The organism is Mesorhizobium sp. 43Arga (assembly GCF_053714255.1).
The window spans coordinates 1-18,970 of the sequence record NZ_JBSKBO010000029.1; the positions used below are offsets into that span (position 1 = coordinate 1).

The following is an 18,970-nucleotide window of genomic DNA, read 5'->3' on the forward strand; positions in this document are numbered from 1 at the left end:
CCTCCTCGGTCCTTGATGCCGTCAAAAGCCTGCGGAACCACACCATCAATCACCTCGACCTCAGAATCTGTCAGCCTCACAAGGAGGGGTATCAACATGCATAATCGAGCAAATAGGCGAGCTGTGCGGGCGTGATCACCACAGTCCCGTCGGGCGCCGAGGGCCAGATGAAGCGGCCGCGCTCAAGCTTCTTGGTGAACAGGCAAGCACCCTGGCCGTCATGCCAGATCACCTTGATCAGGCCACCCTGCCGCCCGCGGAAACAGAACAAGTGGCCGCTGTGCGGATCCCGCTTCAAGGTCTCCTGCACCATCAAGGCAAGGCCGGGGAAGCCCTTGCGCATGTCCGTATAACCAGTGGCCAGCCACACCTTCACATCGCGCGGGACCGGGATCATCGCCGCTCCAGCACATCCAGGATCCGGCCGAGCGCCTCACTGTCGATATCACTCTCGACCCGCAGGCGGCGGGCGCCGCCAAGCTCGATCGTCACCATGCTGCTCTTCTTGCGCGCTCGGGCGATCGGCGGTGGCTGCGCAGGTGGTTGCGGCGCCGGCAGCGCCTCGACGACTTGCACGGGAACGAGTTGCGGCACGGGCGGTGCGGAGATCTGGCAGAGCTCCTTGCGCCACCGGAAAAGCTGGCTCACATGAATGCCGGCCGATCGCGCAAGCTCCGAAACACTGGCGCCCGGCTCAAATGTCGCCCCGACCAGCCGCTCCTTCTCCTCCCGGGACCAGCGCCGACGCCGCTCGACCGATGTGATCACTTCCTGATGCTTCGTCATAGGGCTACTCCTAGTGCTTGCACTAGGACTTGCAGCCCTTCAGCCTACCTCAGCAAGGCGGTCTTCGCCGGATGGGTACGTTCACTGCCATCTTGAGGCATGAGGAATGAGATAGGCGACGGCCAGCATGCTAACGAAAGCCACGGCTGGCGTCGTCCACCTTGCTTAGATTTAAACGTCTGATGCAGACCGCGAGTGATAGACCTAATTCGCAAGTCCAATTTGCTCCTCGATTGCCCGACGAATGATGCTGCGGCCCGATCCCGACGCGTTGCGGTATTTGTCCTCGCTGAAGTTCAATCCGCGTGCTGGTTGTAGAATTGATCGGAAGTACTCAACTGAGATGACTTTCCGTTCGTAAGCGTCGGGGGCCAACCGACGTAAAATGTCGAAAAGCGCCTGCACGGCCACCGTCTTGAATATGAACGAGTCTGCGGGCGCAGCGGACCAGAATACCTCGTTGCAAGCGATGAGATAATTCAGAACCATGGTATAGATGACGATGTCCTGACCTGCGAAGTAGGCCGCGCGCAGAGGCGCTCGATCCTTTCTGCGCTCTTGAATGTCGGCGCGCCGCACCTTGGCAGGTGTCTGGAGATCGTTCGCGTCCGTCTTCGGGTTGCTCGTGAGGAGTCGCGCAATTCCCTCTACAACAACTGCAGTCGAGACCTTCCACCCGCCGTGACCGGTCAGCGCTGCAAGTTGAGCGTCCTTCTTGGGAGCGATGACAATCCGTCCCTTAAGGGGTGAGGCGTCGTCGCTGCCCAAACGGCGTGTCAGGAACACTGCAAGCTTGTCTGGGCTCCAAAAAGACGGATCCTCATCGTCTATGTTGTAGCCGAACATCTCATACGTCAGGCTCTTATCCACTCGCTTCTGGTTCGAGTTGATAGTGGCGAAGATCTGTGCCTGAAACGGCTTCGGCAGATCGAGATAGATCGCGCAAATCATCTCCATCTCAAGACGCTCGACCACTTTTGCTTTCGCGAAACCGAATAGGCGGTGCTGGCCGTCCACCACGGCGGCGAGCTTGTCTTTGGTTGGGATCACCAGCTCATGGCAACCATCGTCTCCTACCTCAATGCGCCAGCGTCGGTCGATCGGACTTGGGTCGCCATCGGCGATTTCCAAATTGTCAGCTGGCTTACCTTCTTCGGCATCCTCCTCCGCTTGATCAACCGGATCGTCTTCTGTCATGCCGTCACTCGGCCGCGAATTCGCCGCCAGGATGATCGAGTTGGGGAACGCGGTGTCGTCCCTATCGATATATCTGCCGATCTCCTGCAGCCTTTTCTCGCGATATTCACGCTGAATTCCGCCGAGATTGTATGGCCTGCTTGCGTCGCCAGTGTGCTCGGCAGTGAGGACGTCGCTGAAGCAGACATCGAGAAGCAGGCGAGCCGGCAGTGCTACTACCCAACATTCTGCGAGTTCCTGACGAACGCGAAGGGCCTTGGTTCGATATGGGAACGTCGTCATGCGTCAAAACCTCCAAGGTCGCCACCAAGGGGGCGGTCGGTGCTGCCTCCTAAGGCCGCTTGGTCCAGTGGCTCGTCAAAAAAGTCGGGGTTGTCGGCGTTTGCTATCCACCAGAACCAAAGCGAGACAAGAGAAGCCAGCGTTCCGATGGACAGCGACAAAGCGGTCGAAAGGTTGCGGTCCAGGACTAACCAAAAACCTACAGCGGCGATAATTGTTGTGCCGACGAACGCGACCGCGCGCAGCGCCTTCAGATATTTCCCCAACACGATCTGGAAGCATGTGGAACCGATCAGCGCCGGAAAAAATGTGGCCATCGCTGTGCGTACGGGCAAAAAATCTGTAGGCGATGGCGCCTTTGCCGCGTTGATCAATTCCACCCAGATTCCTAGGCCGCCGATCAGCACTACGCTGCCGAAAAAGAAAAAGACAAAGGTTGCATGCGCCGCCGGTCGCGTAGTCCGACGCCAAACGTCACGGCGGAGTTCACTCCACCCTCCTTCAACCGCTCCCATATCACCTTTCACCATGAGTCCGCATGCCACCATTCCTCACTATCAGTCGCTTGAGCAGTCGCCGGAGGAAGTGCGATCTCAGTGATCTCGGCATAGCCACGGCAGCCAGCACGCGCAGGAGAAGCATATACATTCCGCTCTTGAATTTTAGACTGCTAATCCATAACCATCAATTTAACTTGAGATCAACAAGTACCAATGGCAACATACATTTTTTTGGACTCTCAGTTTAAAAAAACCCGCTGGCGCTCAGTGGCGATAATCCCCCCTGCTTTCGACTCGCAAAGCGGTATGCGCTTGCGGTCCAGTCTCTATCGCCTACGTCAATTTTACGCATCGCCACAATTGTTTGTGCAAGTTGCGTTGTGATGGGCGCGGGAACTTGGCGTAAATTTGTCAAAAACCGGAGTCCGGAACGGGACCTTTCCATCTAACACGGCGAGCGTTGTCTCACATTCTAATGCTGGGATGGTCTTATACTTCGACGATCGTTGAAAGTTGCGTCTCAAGCCCACATGTTGCAGCCGCGTATAGAGATGCGGCCTTGAGCGCCATGTCGTCGAGATGGAGGTTGATGTGTTTGCTCGATGACGTAAAGACCCTTGCGACGCACTTGGACGCCAGGTGAACCAGACGAGAGATTTGTCCTGTTCGTTTGCTTGAGATCGAAACGTGGAAAAGGTTCGCGTTCTGGCGTAAATTTGTCTCCTTTGAACGTTCTCGCCAACCCAACACCAGTGACGACGATCTCGGCAAAAGCTGCGTCTTTTTCGCCGCAAAGCTGCACGCCTAGGGCGGTATTAGCCTGACTTCCACAATGTTCCCGGCATAGAATGATTTGTGAAGCTACGAACGTGCGTTGTATGAGTTCCTTGTGTTCGACGGATCGTGCTAAAGCCGCTCGCCGAACGATCCCCCAGGTCGGGGCGCCGCAAGCATTTTTTTTGTGTTCGCTTCCTGCCTCTCTATCCGTAGTCAGAAGGACCCTAATTACCGAATGAAAAGCACTTTGCTTCCCCTTAATACTATTCGACACGAGTTTCCGGCAACGGAAAACGCGATCTACATGGATGTTGCTAATCAGGGGCTCATCTCAAGAACAGCGTTGGCATCCATAGGACCGCATTTGGAGAATCGGCTTTGCGGGACGAATGATGAGCCTGCACTAATGGAACACGTCGAGCGAACTCGCGCCCGTTTTGCGCGGTTTATCGGTGCGGGTGAAAAAGAGATCGCCATCACAAAGAACGCATCAGAAGGCATTAATATAATCGCTAACGCCGTCGACTGGAGGCCCGGCGATAACATAGTTCTGTGCCCAAAACTGGAGCACGCAAATAACATCCTACCGTGGTTACAGGTCAAGGTCCGCCACAATGTTGAACTGCGGTACATAGAGCCGGAGAACGGCTCGGTTCCGCCTGCGGCCTTCATACGGGCAATTGACTCGCGCACGCGTATTGTCTCACTGTCGACGATGACAATGGTTCCCGGATTTCGAACCCGAGTGGGACCAATCGCCGAAGCGTGCAGGCATTTTGGAGCCTTCCTTTTAGCTGATGCAACTCAATCCGTGGGAATACTCCACACCGATGTCGCTCAACTTGGCATCGATGGTTTGGCGGTTTCGACCGTGAAGGGGTTGATGGGGCTTTATGGGTCGGGATTTCTGTATTGCCGCCAAGAATGGGCCGATCGATTAAATCCGGCCTACCTTTCTCGTTTCAGTGTGGATCTCGGGAACGCGCCAGAATCGGCTCCGGTGCTGGACTCTGTGAAATTGCGGTCTGGGGCGGCCCGCTTTGACCTTGGGCACTACAACTTTCCGGGCATGCTAGCTGCCTACGCATCAATGGGGCAACTACTTGAAATAGGTACCGAAGCAATCGACCACAACGTTACGTCGCTTACTAGACGACTGGCTTCCGGCCTCTTTGAACTTGGATTGCCCGTCTGTGGGGGACCTCCCGGGAGCCACACTGGAAGCATAGTGGCGGTTGGCGATATGGCAGCGCTCTCCGACGGGCGACCTATCAGCAGCCGTATACAGTCGCTTCACGCCTATATGATGAGCAACCAGGTGACCGCCTCAACACGCAGGGGATTATTGCGTTTTTCTCTTCATCTGTACAATACAGAAGAAGAGGTGGATCGTGTTGTCGAGTTGGCCAAGAGCTGGCTGAAGTAGCCGAAGCCGTAACCCACCTACGATAGGAGAATCTATGTCCCCCGTGTGCGCAGAGACTGCGGCGCTCCTACAAGAGCTTATTAGAATTGAGAGTGTCAACCCAGCTTTGTCGTCAACGGGAAGTGGAGAACAAGGAGTCGTCGAGTTTCTCGCGCATTTTTGTAGAGAACGAAATCTCCCATATGAAATACAGCCCGTGGTGGAAGGGCGCTCGAACTTGTTAACCTGGGTCCCTGGGCAGGATCCTGACAAGCGCGTCCTTTTTATCGCCCATATGGACACTGTGCCTACAGGTGAATGGGAGTCCAACCCGTTCTCTGGTGAACAACGGGAGGGGCGCATTTATGGTCGCGGTGCTTGCGACGACAAAGGGCCGCTTGCAGCTATGTTGGTGGCACTTAGCACCCTTGGAGACCGCAAACCAAAAGCCACGGTGGTCGTGGCGGCGGACATTGACGAAGAGGGCCGCAAAATTGGCGCTCGTGCCATTGCGCAGTCAGGCGTGCCCTATGACGCCGCTGTGGTCGGTGAATGCACTAACTTAGAGCTCGTTGTCGCTCATAAGGGATCGGTCCGCTGGCAAGTCGAAGTTGAAGGCGTGGCCGCGCATACCTCGAAGCCCCATCTCGGAGTAAATGCAATCACGGCAATGGCTAAGATAGTACTGGCGCTTGATGAGCATGGTAATGAGCTGGCGCTACGAGCGGATCCTTTCGTCGGCCCCCCCGCTCTAACCGTCAGCCTTATCGAAGGGGGCGTAGAGATCACAACCGTGCCGCCACGGTGCCGCATCTGGATTGATCGACGCCTCATACCAGGAGAGTCGCCGCAGCTCGCGATACAGGAGGTAGAAGACATACTGGAAAGTTTTCGCCAGGGCGACGACAAAATCAAAGTCCGATCTTTGCTCCCTGCCCTAGAAGATCCAGCTCCGCCTAACGCAATGTCGAGCAAAATTGCTGTGGTGGCAGCGGCGGCCTGCGCTGATGTTGTCGGATCGGGGAAATTCATAGGAGCGCCCTGGGGCACGGATGCAAGCCAGCTGTCGTTGGCGGGAATTCCTTGCATCGTCCTCGGCCCGGGAAGTGATGCTCAGGCCCATACGAGCAACGAGTTCATTGAAATAGATCAGTTAGGCAAGGCGGTCGAGATATACCAGCATATAATGCTTAACTACTAGAATTTTCGGACAGCAGACCGAAGAAGGCTCAGTTTCGGAGCATTTCCAGCGCACGGGGTCTTATTTCTGTCTTGGTGGCGTTCCTTCCTGGGATTCTGTGAGTTTGGACATTACCAGCCGGTCATGGCCGCCTGACCGCGCGCTCTCCGCGAATTTGCAGAACTCTCAGCTCTGGCCCGCTCCCAGCTCGCTGCGCCAACTTCACCGGAGGCTACGACAAAGCGGTCGACGTGAGATTCAAGGGCCGCCCCTCTGCGACCAAGCCGGCATAGATGTGGCATGCGCTGTGCCCGGCTCACCTGCCGAGAGCTAGCAATAGCGAATAGTCAAGGCTCTGCTGGCGCACAAAAACCACTCAACGCTGCTCGACGGCCTGATGGCGACGGTGTCAAGTGCAGACCCATGGAGTGTGGACGGCGGCTTTCTATGTCTTGAGGTTGAACTCCTCATACGGCCTAGATCGCGTCCTTAGCGGTCGTTCAATATGGCATCAGACATTTTTTCAGCAATCATAATCGTCGGAATGTTGGTATTCGCTCGAGGGCAAAATGGCATAACTGACGCATCGGCGACTCTCACGCCCGCTACCCGGTGAACACGCCCCGACGCATCTGTAACACTGTTTAGGTCCTCAGATGATCCCATCCTGCATGTGGACGTTGGATGGAAGTTGCCAAAGACATTTTGGCGTATGAAGCGGTCGAGAAGCTCGTCGCTATTGAGGAGATCGGCGATACTGCGTCCATCAGTGATGACGGATTTTATTATCCCTCGTCGGAACCGCGAAGAACTATCCATTAACGCGGCGACAATGCCCGTAATTCCGTAGTTTATACGGTTGTAGCTACTTATCCGCTTTGCTCGCCCGGTCCAAGTAGACGGAAATGGGTCGAGCGCGACGGCCGCCACCGCCTTGTGCTCGAGTAATTGCGCTACGAACCGGAACGCCTTCTTCAATCGATCAGCATCACGATTGTCGCTTAGCATGTTGAAGTTCACCTCCGGCTCAGCGGCATGAGAGGAATTTTTGAGCGAGACTGTTCCCGTCGAGAAGGAGCGGTTAACCCAGAAATTGAGGGTGCCGAGGCGCTCGCCAATGGGATGCCATGCAGACTTCGCCAAGGCCGAGATAGCCATATCTGTTGAGGGGCAGCCCTCATGACCTGAGGAGTAACGAGCATGCATCTGGATATAGCCGGTCGCATTCGGTGCCATGCGATCGTTCGGTTTTAAATAGGCCGAGATGGCGACACCGGGGTGCTCCTGCAGATTTTTGCCGACCCCCTCTAAGTTCGCCACAATGGCAATGCCGAGTTTTGATAGCTGCCCCGCCGGGCCAATCCCGGAACGCATCAACAAAGCAGGCGAATGAATAGCGCCGGCACACAGAATCACTGTTTCCGCAAAATAAGATTGCTGACCCGTTTTGCTTTCGGTCTCGACGCCTATTATTTGACGTCCTGAGGAGATTAGCCGTACGACGGTCGTCTCCGACAAAATCTTAAGGTGGGGGCGAGCGCGCACGCTTGCGGGCAAATAAGCCATCGCAGCCGAGACGCGGCGACGGTTGCGGTTTGTCAACGGAACAACTGAGTGTCCATCGCCAAACTCCCCGTTAAAGTCGGATCGAAATGGTATGCCTCTGTTTTGATAAGCCTCCGACACCGCGCAAATAAATCCGGACCATTCCGCCTTTCCCACCCGAGTGATGGGCAGCGGACCGTCGTTTCCATGATACTCGTTGCTAAAATCCAGGTCGTTCTCAAGCCGACGGAAGAATGGCAGCACACTCTCCCAATCCCAGCCCGCGGCACCTCCGGATGCCCAATCATCGTAGTCGGCCGGAGCCCCTCGATTGGCTACCTGAGCATTAATGCTCGACCCCCCTCCTATGAGACGAGCTTGCTCGTAATGAGTATGTCTGCTGACATTCTGCACTATTGTCGCAGTGAGTGACGGCCACTGATAACGAGTATTGTAGTAGGCGCGCGTCGGATTGCCATCAAGGATATCGTCAGGAATGGCATCTGGGGCAAAGTCGGGACCAGCCTCGAGGAGCAGCACTTGACTTCCATCAGCGGAAAGCCTGTTCGCCATGACGCATCCCGAAGAGCCGCCGCCTACAATGAGGTAGTCGAAAAACAAAGGATACACTCCATTCAATCTCCTCGGCTAACTTAGCAGGGATGCGAACGCATCCTTCTGCAAAATGAAGCCATTCTACGCAGAAAAGCTGCCGCATATGGTTGCAGTCCGCGTTTGCCGGATTAACAAGCCAAGAGAGCCAGCGTAAACTCTGATGTCATCGCTGCGGGATATCGGCTAAGGGTTATGAGACGAGTTAGCTATTGTGCATCGAGTGCGATGACTTGAGATCGTGGCCGATCTTGTTTGGCCAATACATCCGGTTAACTCAGTTCGCCAGAATTTTCGACAAAGTACGGCTGTAACTGTCGCACCCACTCCCCACTGTCTGGGCCAGGCCGAGAGATCGCGCTTCCATCTCAACCAGCAGATAAAGCGTGACCGCGCAAGATCTGCGGGAAGCCCTCTGAGCCTGCCTGCGTGAGTTTTAATAATGGCGTGGTCGACGCTATTCTTCAATTGGCAGAGCTAGCGATGCCTTGATTCGATCCATTACCACCATTGTCTTGGAGGCCTTCACATCCGAATGTTCGTGGAAAAAGCGACGGGTGAATGCCTCATACTCGGCCATATCACGTACAGAAATTATGAGGAGAAAGTCAGATTCCCCTGTAACATAATATGCGCTCATGATCTCAGGTGTGCGCCGGACCGCTTGCTTGAAACGATCAATTATGTCCGCACGATCACGCTCCAGGGTAATGGACGCGAGCATGAGCATCGGCCTTCCGACAGCTCCTGGCGAGACTATCGCTACATCAGCCTCAATTACACCGGCGTCCCGCAACCGCTTCAATCGGCGTTGACAGGCGGTAGGAGAAAGGCCGGCGATTTCGCCCAGCTCTTCTGTCGTGAGGCGATTGTTGTGTTGGACCGCGTTGAGAAGCTTCCTATCGACTCTATCTAGTTCCATTTGCGATACCTGCAAGAAACCGGGCTTCGCGCAGAAAATCTGCGTTGACCCGAGATATAAGCCATTTTGCGCGATGCTCAAGGATCAACAAAGAGCCAGGCTTCCAACAGCTCCCCGAAGCAGGGATTTTGTACTTCACGCCCTCCCCAAGGGCGGTCGTAAGTTGCGAGTCCGCTTTTTTAGCACTGGCGACCAACTGTGATCGGGCCAGCGGAGAGTGTAAGCACCTTTATCGCGAGTTCTAGCCGCCCCTGCACCGCCTCATTGCAGGATGGTAGAGCCCCACCGAAGCTATTACTTTGCCTCCAATACGGCGCTGAGGAACTGACGGGTTCGCTCGTTCTGCGGATCCCCGAAGAGCTGGTCAGGCGAGCCCTGCTCGGCGATCTTGCCGCCATAGAAGAAACAGACACGATCGGAGAATTCCTTAGCAAAGCCCATCTGGTGCGTGACCATCAGCATGGTGAGGTCATACTCAGCGCCGAGCTTGCGGATGACGTTTAGCACCTCCCCGACCAGCTCTGGGTCGAGAGCCGAGGTCACCTCGTCGAACAGCATCACCTTGGGCCGCATGGCTAGCGCGCGGGCGATCGCCACGCGCTGCTTCTGACCGCCGGATAGCTGAATCGGAAAGTGATTTTTCTTCTCGCCGAGCCCCACCATGTCGAGCAGTTCCGCCGCTCGGGCCTCAGCCTCCGGCTTGGAAAGCCCAAGTACCGAGACCGGCGCCTCCATGCAGTTCTGCAATGCCGTCATGTGAGGAAAGAGATTGAAGTGCTGGAACACCATGCCGATCTGGCCGCGCACGCGCCTGAGGTGCCGATTGTTCGCCGGCACCATCCGACCGCTCCTTTGCATGTGCGTCAGTGGCTCGCCGTTTACCCAAATTACTCCATCGTTGATGCGTTCCAGGGTCATTAGCATGCGCAACACTGTGGTCTTCCCCGAGCCGGAGGGCCCTATAATCGACACCTTCTCGTTGCGCGAGATATCCAGATTGAGCTTGTCTAGCACGGTCAGCGCACCGTAGCGTTTGGTAACGTTCTCGAAGCGGACCATAGGTTGATTCATGATTTTCTCGTTTTGCGCCATGGGGAAATTGGGCTGCCCCAGCACCGTCAGCGCATCGTAGTGCATTGCGGCATTTTGCAGACGAACCCTGGGCTCGTTCATCGAGATCTCCTACTGCAGATGGTAGCGGCGGTTGAGCCACAAGCTAACTGCTTGGACAATCGCTGAGGCGACCAGACTGAACACGAGGTAGAAAAAGCCAACCATTGTGATCGCCTCTATATAGCGGTAGTTTTCTCCGCCGAAATTCTTTGCCCGCTGCAGCATCTCCGGGATGGCGATCGCTGCGAGTATCGGTGCATCCTTGAACATTCCGACGAAATAGTTACCTAGAGCCGGTGTGATGGGGGGAATTGCTTGGGGCAAGATGATAGCTCGCCAGCTGCGCTGCGGCGAAAGATTAAGCGCAGTGCAGGCCTCCCACTGACCGCCATCTACAGTTTCAATCCCCGCGCGGTAACATTCCGAACAGTAAGCGGCGTAGTGGACGCCGAGCATACCGACGCCGGCGATCCAAGCGGGGATATACATCCCGAATTCCGGTCCGACAAAATAGATGAAAAAAACCTGAAGCAGCAGCGGGGTCGAGCGTATGAATTCCACGACTTCCGCCATGGCTGTGGAGACATAGCGATTCCGAGATTGGCGGATCAGCGCGAAAACCAGACCCAGGATCAATGCGATCGCGAAGCCGAATAGAGTAGCCTCAACGGTGACGATCGCGCCAAGATAAAGATACGGCAATGCCTCCCAAACGTAAGACCAATCCCAAATAGTCATGCCATGGCCTCCCGCACGAACCCTGGCGAGAGGCGGCGCTCCAGCCAACGCACAAACGGCGTGATAAGTGCGCGCGCGACGATGTAGTATCCAAAAAGCGCCACAGCAAAGAAAAGCAGATAGTTGCCCGTCGTGTCAGCTGCCAGTTTGGCGGCTGAGGTGAACTCGGCGATGGTGATGAAGAAAGTGAGCGACGTCGCTTTAAGCAGTTCTATAAGCATGTTACCCCAGGAGGGCAGCAAGGCACGGATCGCCTGCGGCATTACGATGCGGCGCATCATAGTGAGCCGTGAAAAGTTGAGCGCAATGCTCGCTTCATACTGCCCACGGTCGACCGCCTGGATGGCGGCGCGCACCACCTCGGCCCCATAGCCGGACGCGCAGAGGCCGATTCCGAAGATGGCCACCGTCCATGGAGAAAGGGCGAGTCCGAAGATAGGCAACACGAAAAACCACCAGTAGACCTGCACTAGCAACGATGTCCCACGGAAGAATTCGATATAGCCAATGGCGAGCCAACGAACCGGGTTGATGGGCGAGACTCTCATCAGGCCCACGATCAGCGCCAGTACGCTCGCTACCTGCGACGCCCCAAGAGTGACGATCAGAGTGACCAACATCCCCTTAGCGAGCGCCGCCACGCCAAAGCTCAGCATGTATTCGCGTCCCTTCCTTATGGTAATTCTCCTAATCCCCTTTTCGGGCAGCCCGGAAAGGGGATTAGACGCCAAGTGTCGCTTTGTGGTCTTGCTTCAATCCTTGCAGAGATCGGCGGTTTTTTCGCTGCCCGGCAATATCGACTTATCGTATCCGTAAGTGCTGACAGACGCCAGCATCTCATCGGAGCCGATATAAGCCTTCATCGCCGAGTTGAAGGCGTCGACCGCAGCCTGCTCATTGAGCGGGAAGGCGAAAGCGGGGGAGATGTGCCAGGCGGGGGTGTACGGATTTGCTAGCTCAAGCCTGTCATCATTGGCGATGGCTTTCTTCAAGGTCAAATATTCGGAGCCGCCGGCATCGGCGCGGCCGACTTTCACTGCCTGGACGATCTCCGTATAGTCAGTGACCTGCAAGATCTTGTCTTCGGGAATTCCGACTTTCTTCGCGGTCGCCAAATCAACAAACCCAACGCCTGTGACGAATGTCGCACCCTTATCCCGAATATCGGCATAGGAATGCAGCCCTTTCGGGTTGCCCTTTGGCACGACGAGCGTATCCCTGAGAGTGGCGATCAGATCGGTGAAGAGCACGTTTCGGCAACGTGCAGGGAGGACGCCCATGGCGTCGGCAATAATGTCGAAGCGGCCGGCCTGCAGGCCGGGAATGAGCGCCCCCCATTCAGCACTGACCGGCTCGACCTTGCCGGCCCCCATTTTCTTTAAGACGGCCAGCATAATCGTATTGCTTATGCCGAGCGGTTCATTGTTGGACCCGGAGTAAGCCCATGGAGCATCATTGGAATAGCCGATCCGGATCGGCTCTCCTTTTTTGATCTTATCGAGTAGCGAACCCGCCGAGGCTGAGCCGGCCACCAAGCCAATTGCCAACGCCGCTGCACCCAAAGCAGCCATTCCGTTCAGAACCACGCACCTGAAGACGCGTGTTCTGCGCTCGAAAAAATGCCATTTGTTCATCTGGTAACTCCTTCCATTTCGTTGGCCGCTTGTCGCAGTGTAAAACGCCGTGAGACGACGCTGCATGCGTTTTTATTTGACCGCCGCGGCAGTTCCCCATTTGGAGCGAGGCTATCGCACTACCCATTGGACCTGTCGCCCAACCGGCAAGGGATCACCACGCTCGCCTAGTGAATCTAGCAGCCGTAAGGCGCCGCATTTGTGCGACGTTTCAATATTGACGCAGGAAGTCGGCATTTCTGAACGCCAAAGTGCTGCGCGGCGATCAAGTCGAGATGGCGCCGATAGGAAACTGCTGCACGAATAAGTGATGCAGTCCAAACATCGCCTAGGGCTCCGCTAATGAGCAGGCGCTACCGGTTGTATCCAAAATCCAATCGGCGCGGAGAGGCGCTTGTTACAAAATCTGGCCCCGCCGGCCAAAATAGGAGGGATGGTCAGCGGAGCCAGAGCCAGGAAAAGCCGGGCCTGAAAACGCCCAAAGAGACCGCCAGTGCGAAAGAACTCGGAGGGAGCCCCTCAAGTGGGGCGCGGGCTCATTCGAGCCAGCGAAGCTGTCTTTTGGAGGCAGCGTGGGGCGAGCGGATTGGCGTATCGGAGGAGGAACCCGACCGGGCGCAGCTCTCGCCAGAGCGGAGTAGGTCTGAGTGCAGTCGTTTCCCTCGCTAGAAGGATACTTTTCATACCCCATATTGCTTTTTCCTTGTCCTTGGGGTTTTAAAGGACTGTTGGCCAGCCATGCACTCTTGCTGGGAGTTGTGGCCGGGCTGGTTGCTCTGTTTGTAATGCTCCTGCGCAAAGGACGGAAGTTGCCGCGGCGTGCATGAACCGCCCAGCAGCACATTGTGGCCGAGAGAGCGAGGAAATCTGGATACGCTGCTCCCCCCTAATGTTGCCGTGCAAACCTGTCGGGCAAGTGATCTCAGCCAGGTCCTGGTGATGGCCGAAGAAGAGAGTGCAATCGCCACTGCAGTCGAGAGCAGAAGACGTGAATTCTCGATCGGGCGAGCCTGTGCTAGGGCGGCATTGTCCAAGCTCGGCTTCCCTCCGTGCGCGATCCCAAGTGGACCCCACCGGGAACCAGTTTGGCCATCTGGTGTCGTCGGCAGCATAACGCATACTGCTGAATTCTATGCCGCCGCCGTCGCTAACCATGAGGACTATGCAGCGCTTGGAATCGATGCAGAAGCCGACGAGAAGTTGCCGTCTGGTGTGTTGGAGCTCGTTTCGGTCGATGAGGAGCGATATTGGCTGGCCAACGCACCTGGGGACCTCAATTGGGACCGGTTGCTCTTCAGTGCTAAGGAAAGCATCTTTAAGGCATGGTTCCCGCTCACACGTGAATGGCTGGGCTTCGAGGACGCCGTGGTCACCATCGTGCCGAATGATGGCACATTTCGTGCTCGCGTTCTTCACACGCCGGTCGACGTTCATGCGCGGGAGCTTCGCGGCCGGTTCGCCATTGCCAATAGACTGATACTCACCGCAGTTTTCGTTACGAGGTCCCAAAAAGGCGCATCATCTTCAGCCGCTTGATTTTGCGCGCGGTGCTGCGCCAAGCGATGTCCGGCTCGAGCAGATTTCAAAGGCCGGTCTTTGTTCAAGGCAAGGCGTCACACCTCGGAGCGCGTCGTGTTGGATGTCAATGACGCGTCCAACATCTTGCTGCGATACGTCAGCACAACTCCTTCTGGCCCTTCGCTCATTACCGCTTAGCCCGATCACCATTTGGATCGAAAAAAGCCCGCAGCGATGCGTCGGCCTCGTAGAGTTTCCCCGCGATCTCAATTTGCCATCGACTGTTCTCAATTAGGTCCTTGGTGACACCCGCCACGTGATGAACATATCCCATTCCGATGGACGTGCCGATAGTGAAACTTTTTACTCCCGACGAAATATATCCCACAATACGGCCGTCGCAGCGAATGAGTTCTTCATGAAAGAGCACTGGATTCGGGTCATGCAGCTTAAAGGATACCAGTCGTTTCTTTAACGGCATATTGTTTTTCTGGGCTGTCAAAGCCTCCTTTCCGATAAAGCAACCCTTGTTCCAGTCGATCGTAAATGCTAGTCCAGCCTCAAGCAGCGTATCGACAGGCGTAAGATCGAGTTGATATTCCCGGTAGGCGCGTTCGGAACGTAAATGCTCAAGCGCATGGTATCCTGCAGCTCTGAGACCAAATGGCCGGCCGGCCTCCCAGACAATATCGAAGACATGCTGTGCCATTTCGGTTGGAATATGAAGCTCCCAACCAAGCTCTCCAACGTAAGTAAGTCTATTCGCGATTACCCGCGCATAGCCTATATCGATTTCCTGGCTTGTGGCGAATGGGAATGCCTCATTTCCCAGATTGGAGTCCGTAACCTGGGACAAGATCTCACGCGATCTCGGTCCTTGTAGTGATAAGACGGCGTAAGCTGACGTAACATCGGTCAGTGTAACACTCATACCATCAGTAATATGGCGCTCAATCCATGCCTTATCGCGCGGATGAACTGTCGCTGACGAAATAATTAGAAACTCCGTTTTCGAAAGACGATTTACCGTAATATCTGTTTCGATTCCGCCTTTTTTATTAAGCATGTGGGTATAGACAAGATTCCCAATCGGTACATCTATGTTACCCGCACACAACCATTGGAGGAAACGGCATGCATCTCGACCTTGAATTAGATGTTTCCCAAACGAACTTTGGTCTAATAGAATGGCATTATTTCGAGCGGCACTGCATTCTTGGCTCGTATATTTGAACCAGTTTGGCTCGTCGTAAGAATAGACGTTTTCCGTTGGCTCTCCCAGCCCAGCAAACCACATAGGACGTTCCCAGCCCATGCCTTCGCCGAAGCTAGCGCCAAGTTTAGCCCAACGGTCGTGAAGTACGCTCTTTCGGACCCCGCGGGACGTTTGAAGCTGGTGACCCGGCCAGTGCATCTTGTAATGAAGCCCCAAGACTTCCGGAGTACGGTCATGCAAATATTTTTTGTTGATTTGAAAAGGGTGAAACCGGGCTACATCGACAAAGCTAACGTCCATCTGTGGCGCCCCTCCGACGATCCATTCCGCTAAAGCTCGCCCAGCCCCCGCCCCGTATTCAATGCCTTCGGAGTTATAGCCAGCTGACACAAAAAGATTTTTCATTCCCGGTATCTCACCGATCATGAACAATAGATCCGGCGTAAAGCTTTCTGGGCCATTGAAGAACTTAGTTATTCCAGCATTTGCCAGTGCAGGAACAATTTCCGTCGCTTTAGTCATAGGCAACTCAAAATGATCCCAATCCTCCGCCAGCTCGATGAAAGCCGTTTCCTTTGGGAGCTTCTCCATGGGTAGTGCTTTACCCCAAGGCTCGAAAGCGCCTACCAATATTTTGCCGGCATCCTCCTTCAAATACACATGGCCATCTGTATCTCGTAGGACAGGCAGGGTGGGCCTCACAAAGTCGACAGTGTCAGTTACCACATAGAAGTGCTCTGCCGCATAAAGTGGTATCCGCGCACCTAGTCTGGCAGCTAAATCTCGAGTCCAGAGACCGCAAGCGAGTATGAGAACTTCGGCTTCGATGACGCCTTCGCCAGTGCGAACCTGATAGCAGCCATCTAACGTTCGCCAGAGGTCTGCGACCTCAGAATTCTCGAAGATTTTTACACCATTTTTCCTGGCGCCAGCTGCCAATGCCATACACGTGTCGACCGGGTTTGTTTGCCCATCTCCAGGGATATAGACCGCACCTTCTATTATTGACGCGTTGAGTGCTGGGTATAGCTCCTTTGCGTCACATGGCGAAATGATGTGCGCCTCGAGCCCGAAGCTTTTGGCAATTGATGCGTTCCGTGCAGTTTCGTAGAGTCGCTGTTTGGTGCGAGCGACACCGAGCGTACCATTTCGCTTGAATCCTGTCGCTTGCCCGGTCTCGGCTTCCAATGCGGCGTAAAGTTCCGCGTTATACTTGGCTATCTCGGTTAACGCGTGGGTGCCACGCGTTTGCATAATCAAACCGGCGGCATGCCATGTAGTACCCGAAGTAAGCGTGTGTCGCTCCAAGACGGCGACATCATTTTTGCCATTTTTTGCCAAGTGAAAGGCTACGCTCGCTCCTGCGATTCCTCCACCGATGACGAGAACCTCGTGGGCGCGAACAGACAGTTCACGAGGACGGATGGGCGAGTTGGTAATCATGCGTCTCCTTATTCGGTTGCTCGCGTTGGCTTGTTAGGGCGCGGGAACTGCTCTGAGTAAGAGTGTCGTTTTGGTGCTTCAGCCGTTTGAGGCCTCTGGCTTGCCGCTGGCGCCGAACGTACGGGCGGCCGGTGGTTAACTCGACCAGCATCGCCCCGGTCCCCATGTGGCCGTAAGGTCGAGGGGACGGTTATAGTTGGTTGGCGCGGTTGACGCCGCCGCCGTACACCCCTTTCAAGCGCAGTACTGCCGGGGGATATCTGGCGAGATCTTATCCCCTCTACTCTCCACAGAGCTCGTCATCCTTGCTTCTTCAACCTCTCCGCCACACGCTCTGGCCCGCCGGGCATCAGGGCGCTCGCTCGGCGCTTCTCAGCGAGTCCTTCATGAATTGTTCCGCTGCGGGTCGGATCGGCCTGTCCTAGTCCACCACAATTAGGCGGCGATCGACATCGGTCAGCCGTTCACCGCCAGCTTCGGTGACGACGAATGACTCGGATATCGCCGCCCCAAAATCTTCGAGCCTGATCCCTGTTTGGAAATGAAAGCACATACCGGCTTGAAGCACAGTGCGATCGCCCGATCGAATGCTAACGGTACGTTCGTTCCAATCCGGCGGATAGTTCAGACCAATGGAATAGCCAGACCGTCCTTTTTTTACATACCCGTTGCGTTTGAGTATATTCTGCCAGGCCGCGTCAACCTCTTCGACAACTACACCTGGCTTCGCGATTTCGAGTACAGCATCGACCCCCTCCACTATAACGTTCGCGAGACGCTTGACCTCTTCAGGCGGCTTGCCAATGTAGACAGTGCGCGCCAACGGCGCATGGTAGTGTCGTCGCGCTGCGGCAAGCTCCAAGAGAACTAAACCAGATGTTGGCAACGGTTTATCCGTCCAAGTGAGGTGCGGTGCGTTCGTGTTGTCGCCGAACTGAATCAACGGACATGCGCTGGTGTAGTCGCCATATTTTCCGTCAATGCCACGTATCTGTGAGCTATATACCTCTGCAGCGATCTGATAATGGGGCACCCCCGGCTTTAGGGTTGCGATAATCTCTAACATCGTGTTACTGACAATGCGACCTGCTTCTCTCATGTACACGATTTCTGCTTTGGATTTAATTAGTCTTGCCCAATTCACTAGCCCGCAACTGTCGAAGAATTTTGCATTCGGTATTCCTTTGACAAGATGCTGATGTGCGCGTGCAGTATAGTAGTGCGCGTCCATCTCAACACCTATCCGATCAGAGTCCCATCCCCGCGACTTAATCAGCTCACAGAGGTCGTCGAAGGGGTGCAGCTCTGGATGATTAACCAGGTGATCAGAAAACGAGAATATGTTCTCTGGTGGCAAGTCTGTAGTAACAAAGGCGGAATTTACATCAACAAGTCTTCCCATCCAAATTGGAACATCCAACTCAAGATGCACCAAGACCGCCTGCGGGTACTGGAACGACCAAGCGTCATATCCAGTCAGCCAGCCCATATTTGCAGGGTCCTGGCAGACTAGGAGGTCCAATCCCGCTCGCTCCATCCGCTGCTTGACGTCTTGAACACGGCCTCGAAACTCATCGGGAAGGAAGGGTTTGTCATACGTCATCTCTAGATCGTCCTCTTCGCCGGGGTTGCCTGACTGGACCAAGAGCCCCCACCTGCTGCCATCTTTGTAACAGCCTACCACGCCTAGGAACGTTACCCTGCGCTATGTTGGCCTGCCGCCGCAGAAAAGCTGCATGTTTTGGCTGTTTGCGCAGAGCTTGTCCTGTTATCAGCCAAGGTCGTTTTGCTCGGAAGTTAGCGTTGATCTTTCCCAGCATCGAAGCTGCTTGGCAGCAAGAGCTTCCCGACAAGCGCCTGGCCCGGCGGCTCCAGCGGTTGCTGGATCAGCTGTCAGGAGCGCCGGGCAAGCCCGATCCCGGCGGCCTGTGGCGACCGGGCAGCGGCGAAGGCGGGCTTCCGCTTCTTTGACAACCCGCGTGTGACACAGCGTACTCATCCGGTGAAGACCGCAGACGCGCGGATCCGGCGGCCATGCGCGCCGCGGTGCTTGGATCAAGCTTTCGATGGTGAGACGCGATGATATTCTTCGAGGAGGAATT

The 18,970-nt window shown here is 55.4% G+C and carries 17 protein-coding genes; 5 read left to right on the forward strand and 12 right to left on the reverse strand.

Annotated elements, in window-relative coordinates:
- Window positions 1-91: 91 nt before the first annotated feature.
- The 4 genes from tnpB to ACWGS8_RS34655 all read right to left on the reverse strand — a co-directional run bounded on the left by tnpB (window position 92) and on the right by ACWGS8_RS34655 (window position 2,795).
- Window positions 92-397, reverse strand: coding sequence for an IS66 family insertion sequence element accessory protein TnpB (gene tnpB / locus ACWGS8_RS34640; protein ID WP_454585124.1), 306 nt, complete (start codon window positions 395-397; stop codon window positions 92-94).
- Window positions 394-786, reverse strand: a complete 393-nt coding sequence (tnpA, locus tag ACWGS8_RS34645) for an IS66-like element accessory protein TnpA (protein ID WP_454585125.1) — start codon at window positions 784-786, stop codon at window positions 394-396. Before tnpA ends, tnpB begins: the two co-directional genes overlap by 4 nt.
- Before the next feature lie 204 nt (window positions 787-990).
- Window positions 991-2,265, reverse strand: a complete 1,275-nt coding sequence (locus ACWGS8_RS34650) for a DGQHR domain-containing protein (RefSeq protein WP_454585126.1) — start codon at window positions 2,263-2,265, stop codon at window positions 991-993.
- Window positions 2,262-2,795: a hypothetical protein gene (locus ACWGS8_RS34655; RefSeq protein WP_454585127.1), complete on the reverse strand. Its 534-nt coding sequence runs from the start codon at window positions 2,793-2,795 to the stop codon at window positions 2,262-2,264. The genes ACWGS8_RS34650 and ACWGS8_RS34655 overlap by 4 nt, the downstream gene beginning before the upstream one ends.
- A gap of 982 nt (window positions 2,796-3,777) precedes the next feature.
- Here ACWGS8_RS34655 and ACWGS8_RS34660 point away from each other — a divergent pair.
- Both ACWGS8_RS34660 and ACWGS8_RS34665 read left to right on the forward strand, forming a co-directional pair.
- Window positions 3,778-4,968 (forward strand): aminotransferase class V-fold PLP-dependent enzyme, encoded by a 1,191-nt coding sequence (locus ACWGS8_RS34660; protein ID WP_454585128.1) that lies wholly within the window; start codon window positions 3,778-3,780, stop codon window positions 4,966-4,968.
- A gap of 34 nt (window positions 4,969-5,002) precedes the next feature.
- The gene (locus ACWGS8_RS34665; RefSeq protein ID WP_454585129.1) at window positions 5,003-6,148 is read left to right on the forward strand and encodes a M20 family metallopeptidase; all 1,146 of its coding nucleotides are present in this window, start codon (window positions 5,003-5,005) and stop codon (window positions 6,146-6,148) included.
- A gap of 468 nt (window positions 6,149-6,616) precedes the next feature.
- Here ACWGS8_RS34665 and ACWGS8_RS34670 read toward each other — a convergent pair whose 3' ends face one another.
- The 6 genes from ACWGS8_RS34670 to ehuB all read right to left on the reverse strand — a co-directional run bounded on the left by ACWGS8_RS34670 (window position 6,617) and on the right by ehuB (window position 12,691).
- Window positions 6,617-8,293: a GMC family oxidoreductase gene (locus tag ACWGS8_RS34670; protein ID WP_454585130.1), complete on the reverse strand. Its 1,677-nt coding sequence runs from the start codon at window positions 8,291-8,293 to the stop codon at window positions 6,617-6,619.
- A 448-nt stretch (window positions 8,294-8,741) separates the two neighbouring features.
- Window positions 8,742-9,206: an Lrp/AsnC family transcriptional regulator gene (locus ACWGS8_RS34675; protein ID WP_320298666.1), complete on the reverse strand. Its 465-nt coding sequence runs from the start codon at window positions 9,204-9,206 to the stop codon at window positions 8,742-8,744.
- A 294-nt stretch (window positions 9,207-9,500) separates the two neighbouring features.
- Window positions 9,501-10,277 carry an ectoine/hydroxyectoine ABC transporter ATP-binding protein EhuA gene (gene ehuA / locus ACWGS8_RS34680; RefSeq protein ID WP_320298665.1) on the reverse strand — a complete coding sequence of 259 codons (777 nt, stop codon included), beginning with the start codon at window positions 10,275-10,277 and terminating at the stop codon, window positions 9,501-9,503.
- 111 nt (window positions 10,278-10,388) lie between these two features.
- Window positions 10,389-11,057, reverse strand: coding sequence for an ectoine/hydroxyectoine ABC transporter permease subunit EhuD (gene ehuD, locus ACWGS8_RS34685; RefSeq protein ID WP_454585131.1), 669 nt, complete (start codon window positions 11,055-11,057; stop codon window positions 10,389-10,391).
- On the reverse strand, window positions 11,054-11,713 hold the full coding sequence (gene ehuC, locus ACWGS8_RS34690; protein WP_454585132.1) for an ectoine/hydroxyectoine ABC transporter permease subunit EhuC: 660 nt from the start codon (window positions 11,711-11,713) through the stop codon (window positions 11,054-11,056). The genes ehuD and ehuC overlap by 4 nt, the downstream gene beginning before the upstream one ends.
- 96 nt (window positions 11,714-11,809) lie before the next feature.
- The gene (ehuB, locus tag ACWGS8_RS34695) at window positions 11,810-12,691 is read right to left on the reverse strand and encodes an ectoine/hydroxyectoine ABC transporter substrate-binding protein EhuB (protein ID WP_454585133.1); all 882 of its coding nucleotides are present in this window, start codon (window positions 12,689-12,691) and stop codon (window positions 11,810-11,812) included.
- Between the two features lie 939 nt (window positions 12,692-13,630).
- Between ehuB and ACWGS8_RS34700 the strand changes: the two genes are divergently transcribed.
- Window positions 13,631-14,227: a 4'-phosphopantetheinyl transferase family protein gene (locus ACWGS8_RS34700; protein ID WP_454585134.1), complete on the forward strand. Its 597-nt coding sequence runs from the start codon at window positions 13,631-13,633 to the stop codon at window positions 14,225-14,227.
- 169 nt (window positions 14,228-14,396) lie between these two features.
- On the opposite strand, the gene ACWGS8_RS34705 is transcribed toward ACWGS8_RS34700, so the two are convergent.
- Together ACWGS8_RS34705 and ACWGS8_RS34710 are read right to left on the reverse strand one after the other, a co-directional pair.
- Complete coding sequence (locus ACWGS8_RS34705; RefSeq protein WP_454585135.1) at window positions 14,397-16,868, reverse strand: GcvT family protein; 2,472 nt, start codon at window positions 16,866-16,868, stop codon at window positions 14,397-14,399.
- A 421-nt stretch (window positions 16,869-17,289) separates the two neighbouring features.
- Entirely contained in the window at window positions 17,290-18,471 is a 1,182-nt protein-coding gene (locus tag ACWGS8_RS34710) for a M24 family metallopeptidase (RefSeq protein WP_454585136.1), read from the reverse strand.
- Between the two features lie 200 nt (window positions 18,472-18,671).
- On the opposite strand from ACWGS8_RS34710, the gene ACWGS8_RS34715 reads away from it, so the two are divergent.
- Both ACWGS8_RS34715 and ACWGS8_RS34720 read left to right on the forward strand, forming a co-directional pair.
- A complete protein-coding gene (locus tag ACWGS8_RS34715) occupies window positions 18,672-18,839 on the forward strand; it encodes a hypothetical protein (protein WP_454585137.1) in 168 nt (55 codons plus the stop codon).
- Entirely contained in the window at window positions 18,784-18,951 is a 168-nt protein-coding gene (locus tag ACWGS8_RS34720; RefSeq protein ID WP_454585138.1) for a hypothetical protein, read from the forward strand. Before ACWGS8_RS34715 ends, ACWGS8_RS34720 begins: the two co-directional genes overlap by 56 nt.
- Window positions 18,952-18,970: the final 19 nt, after the last annotated feature.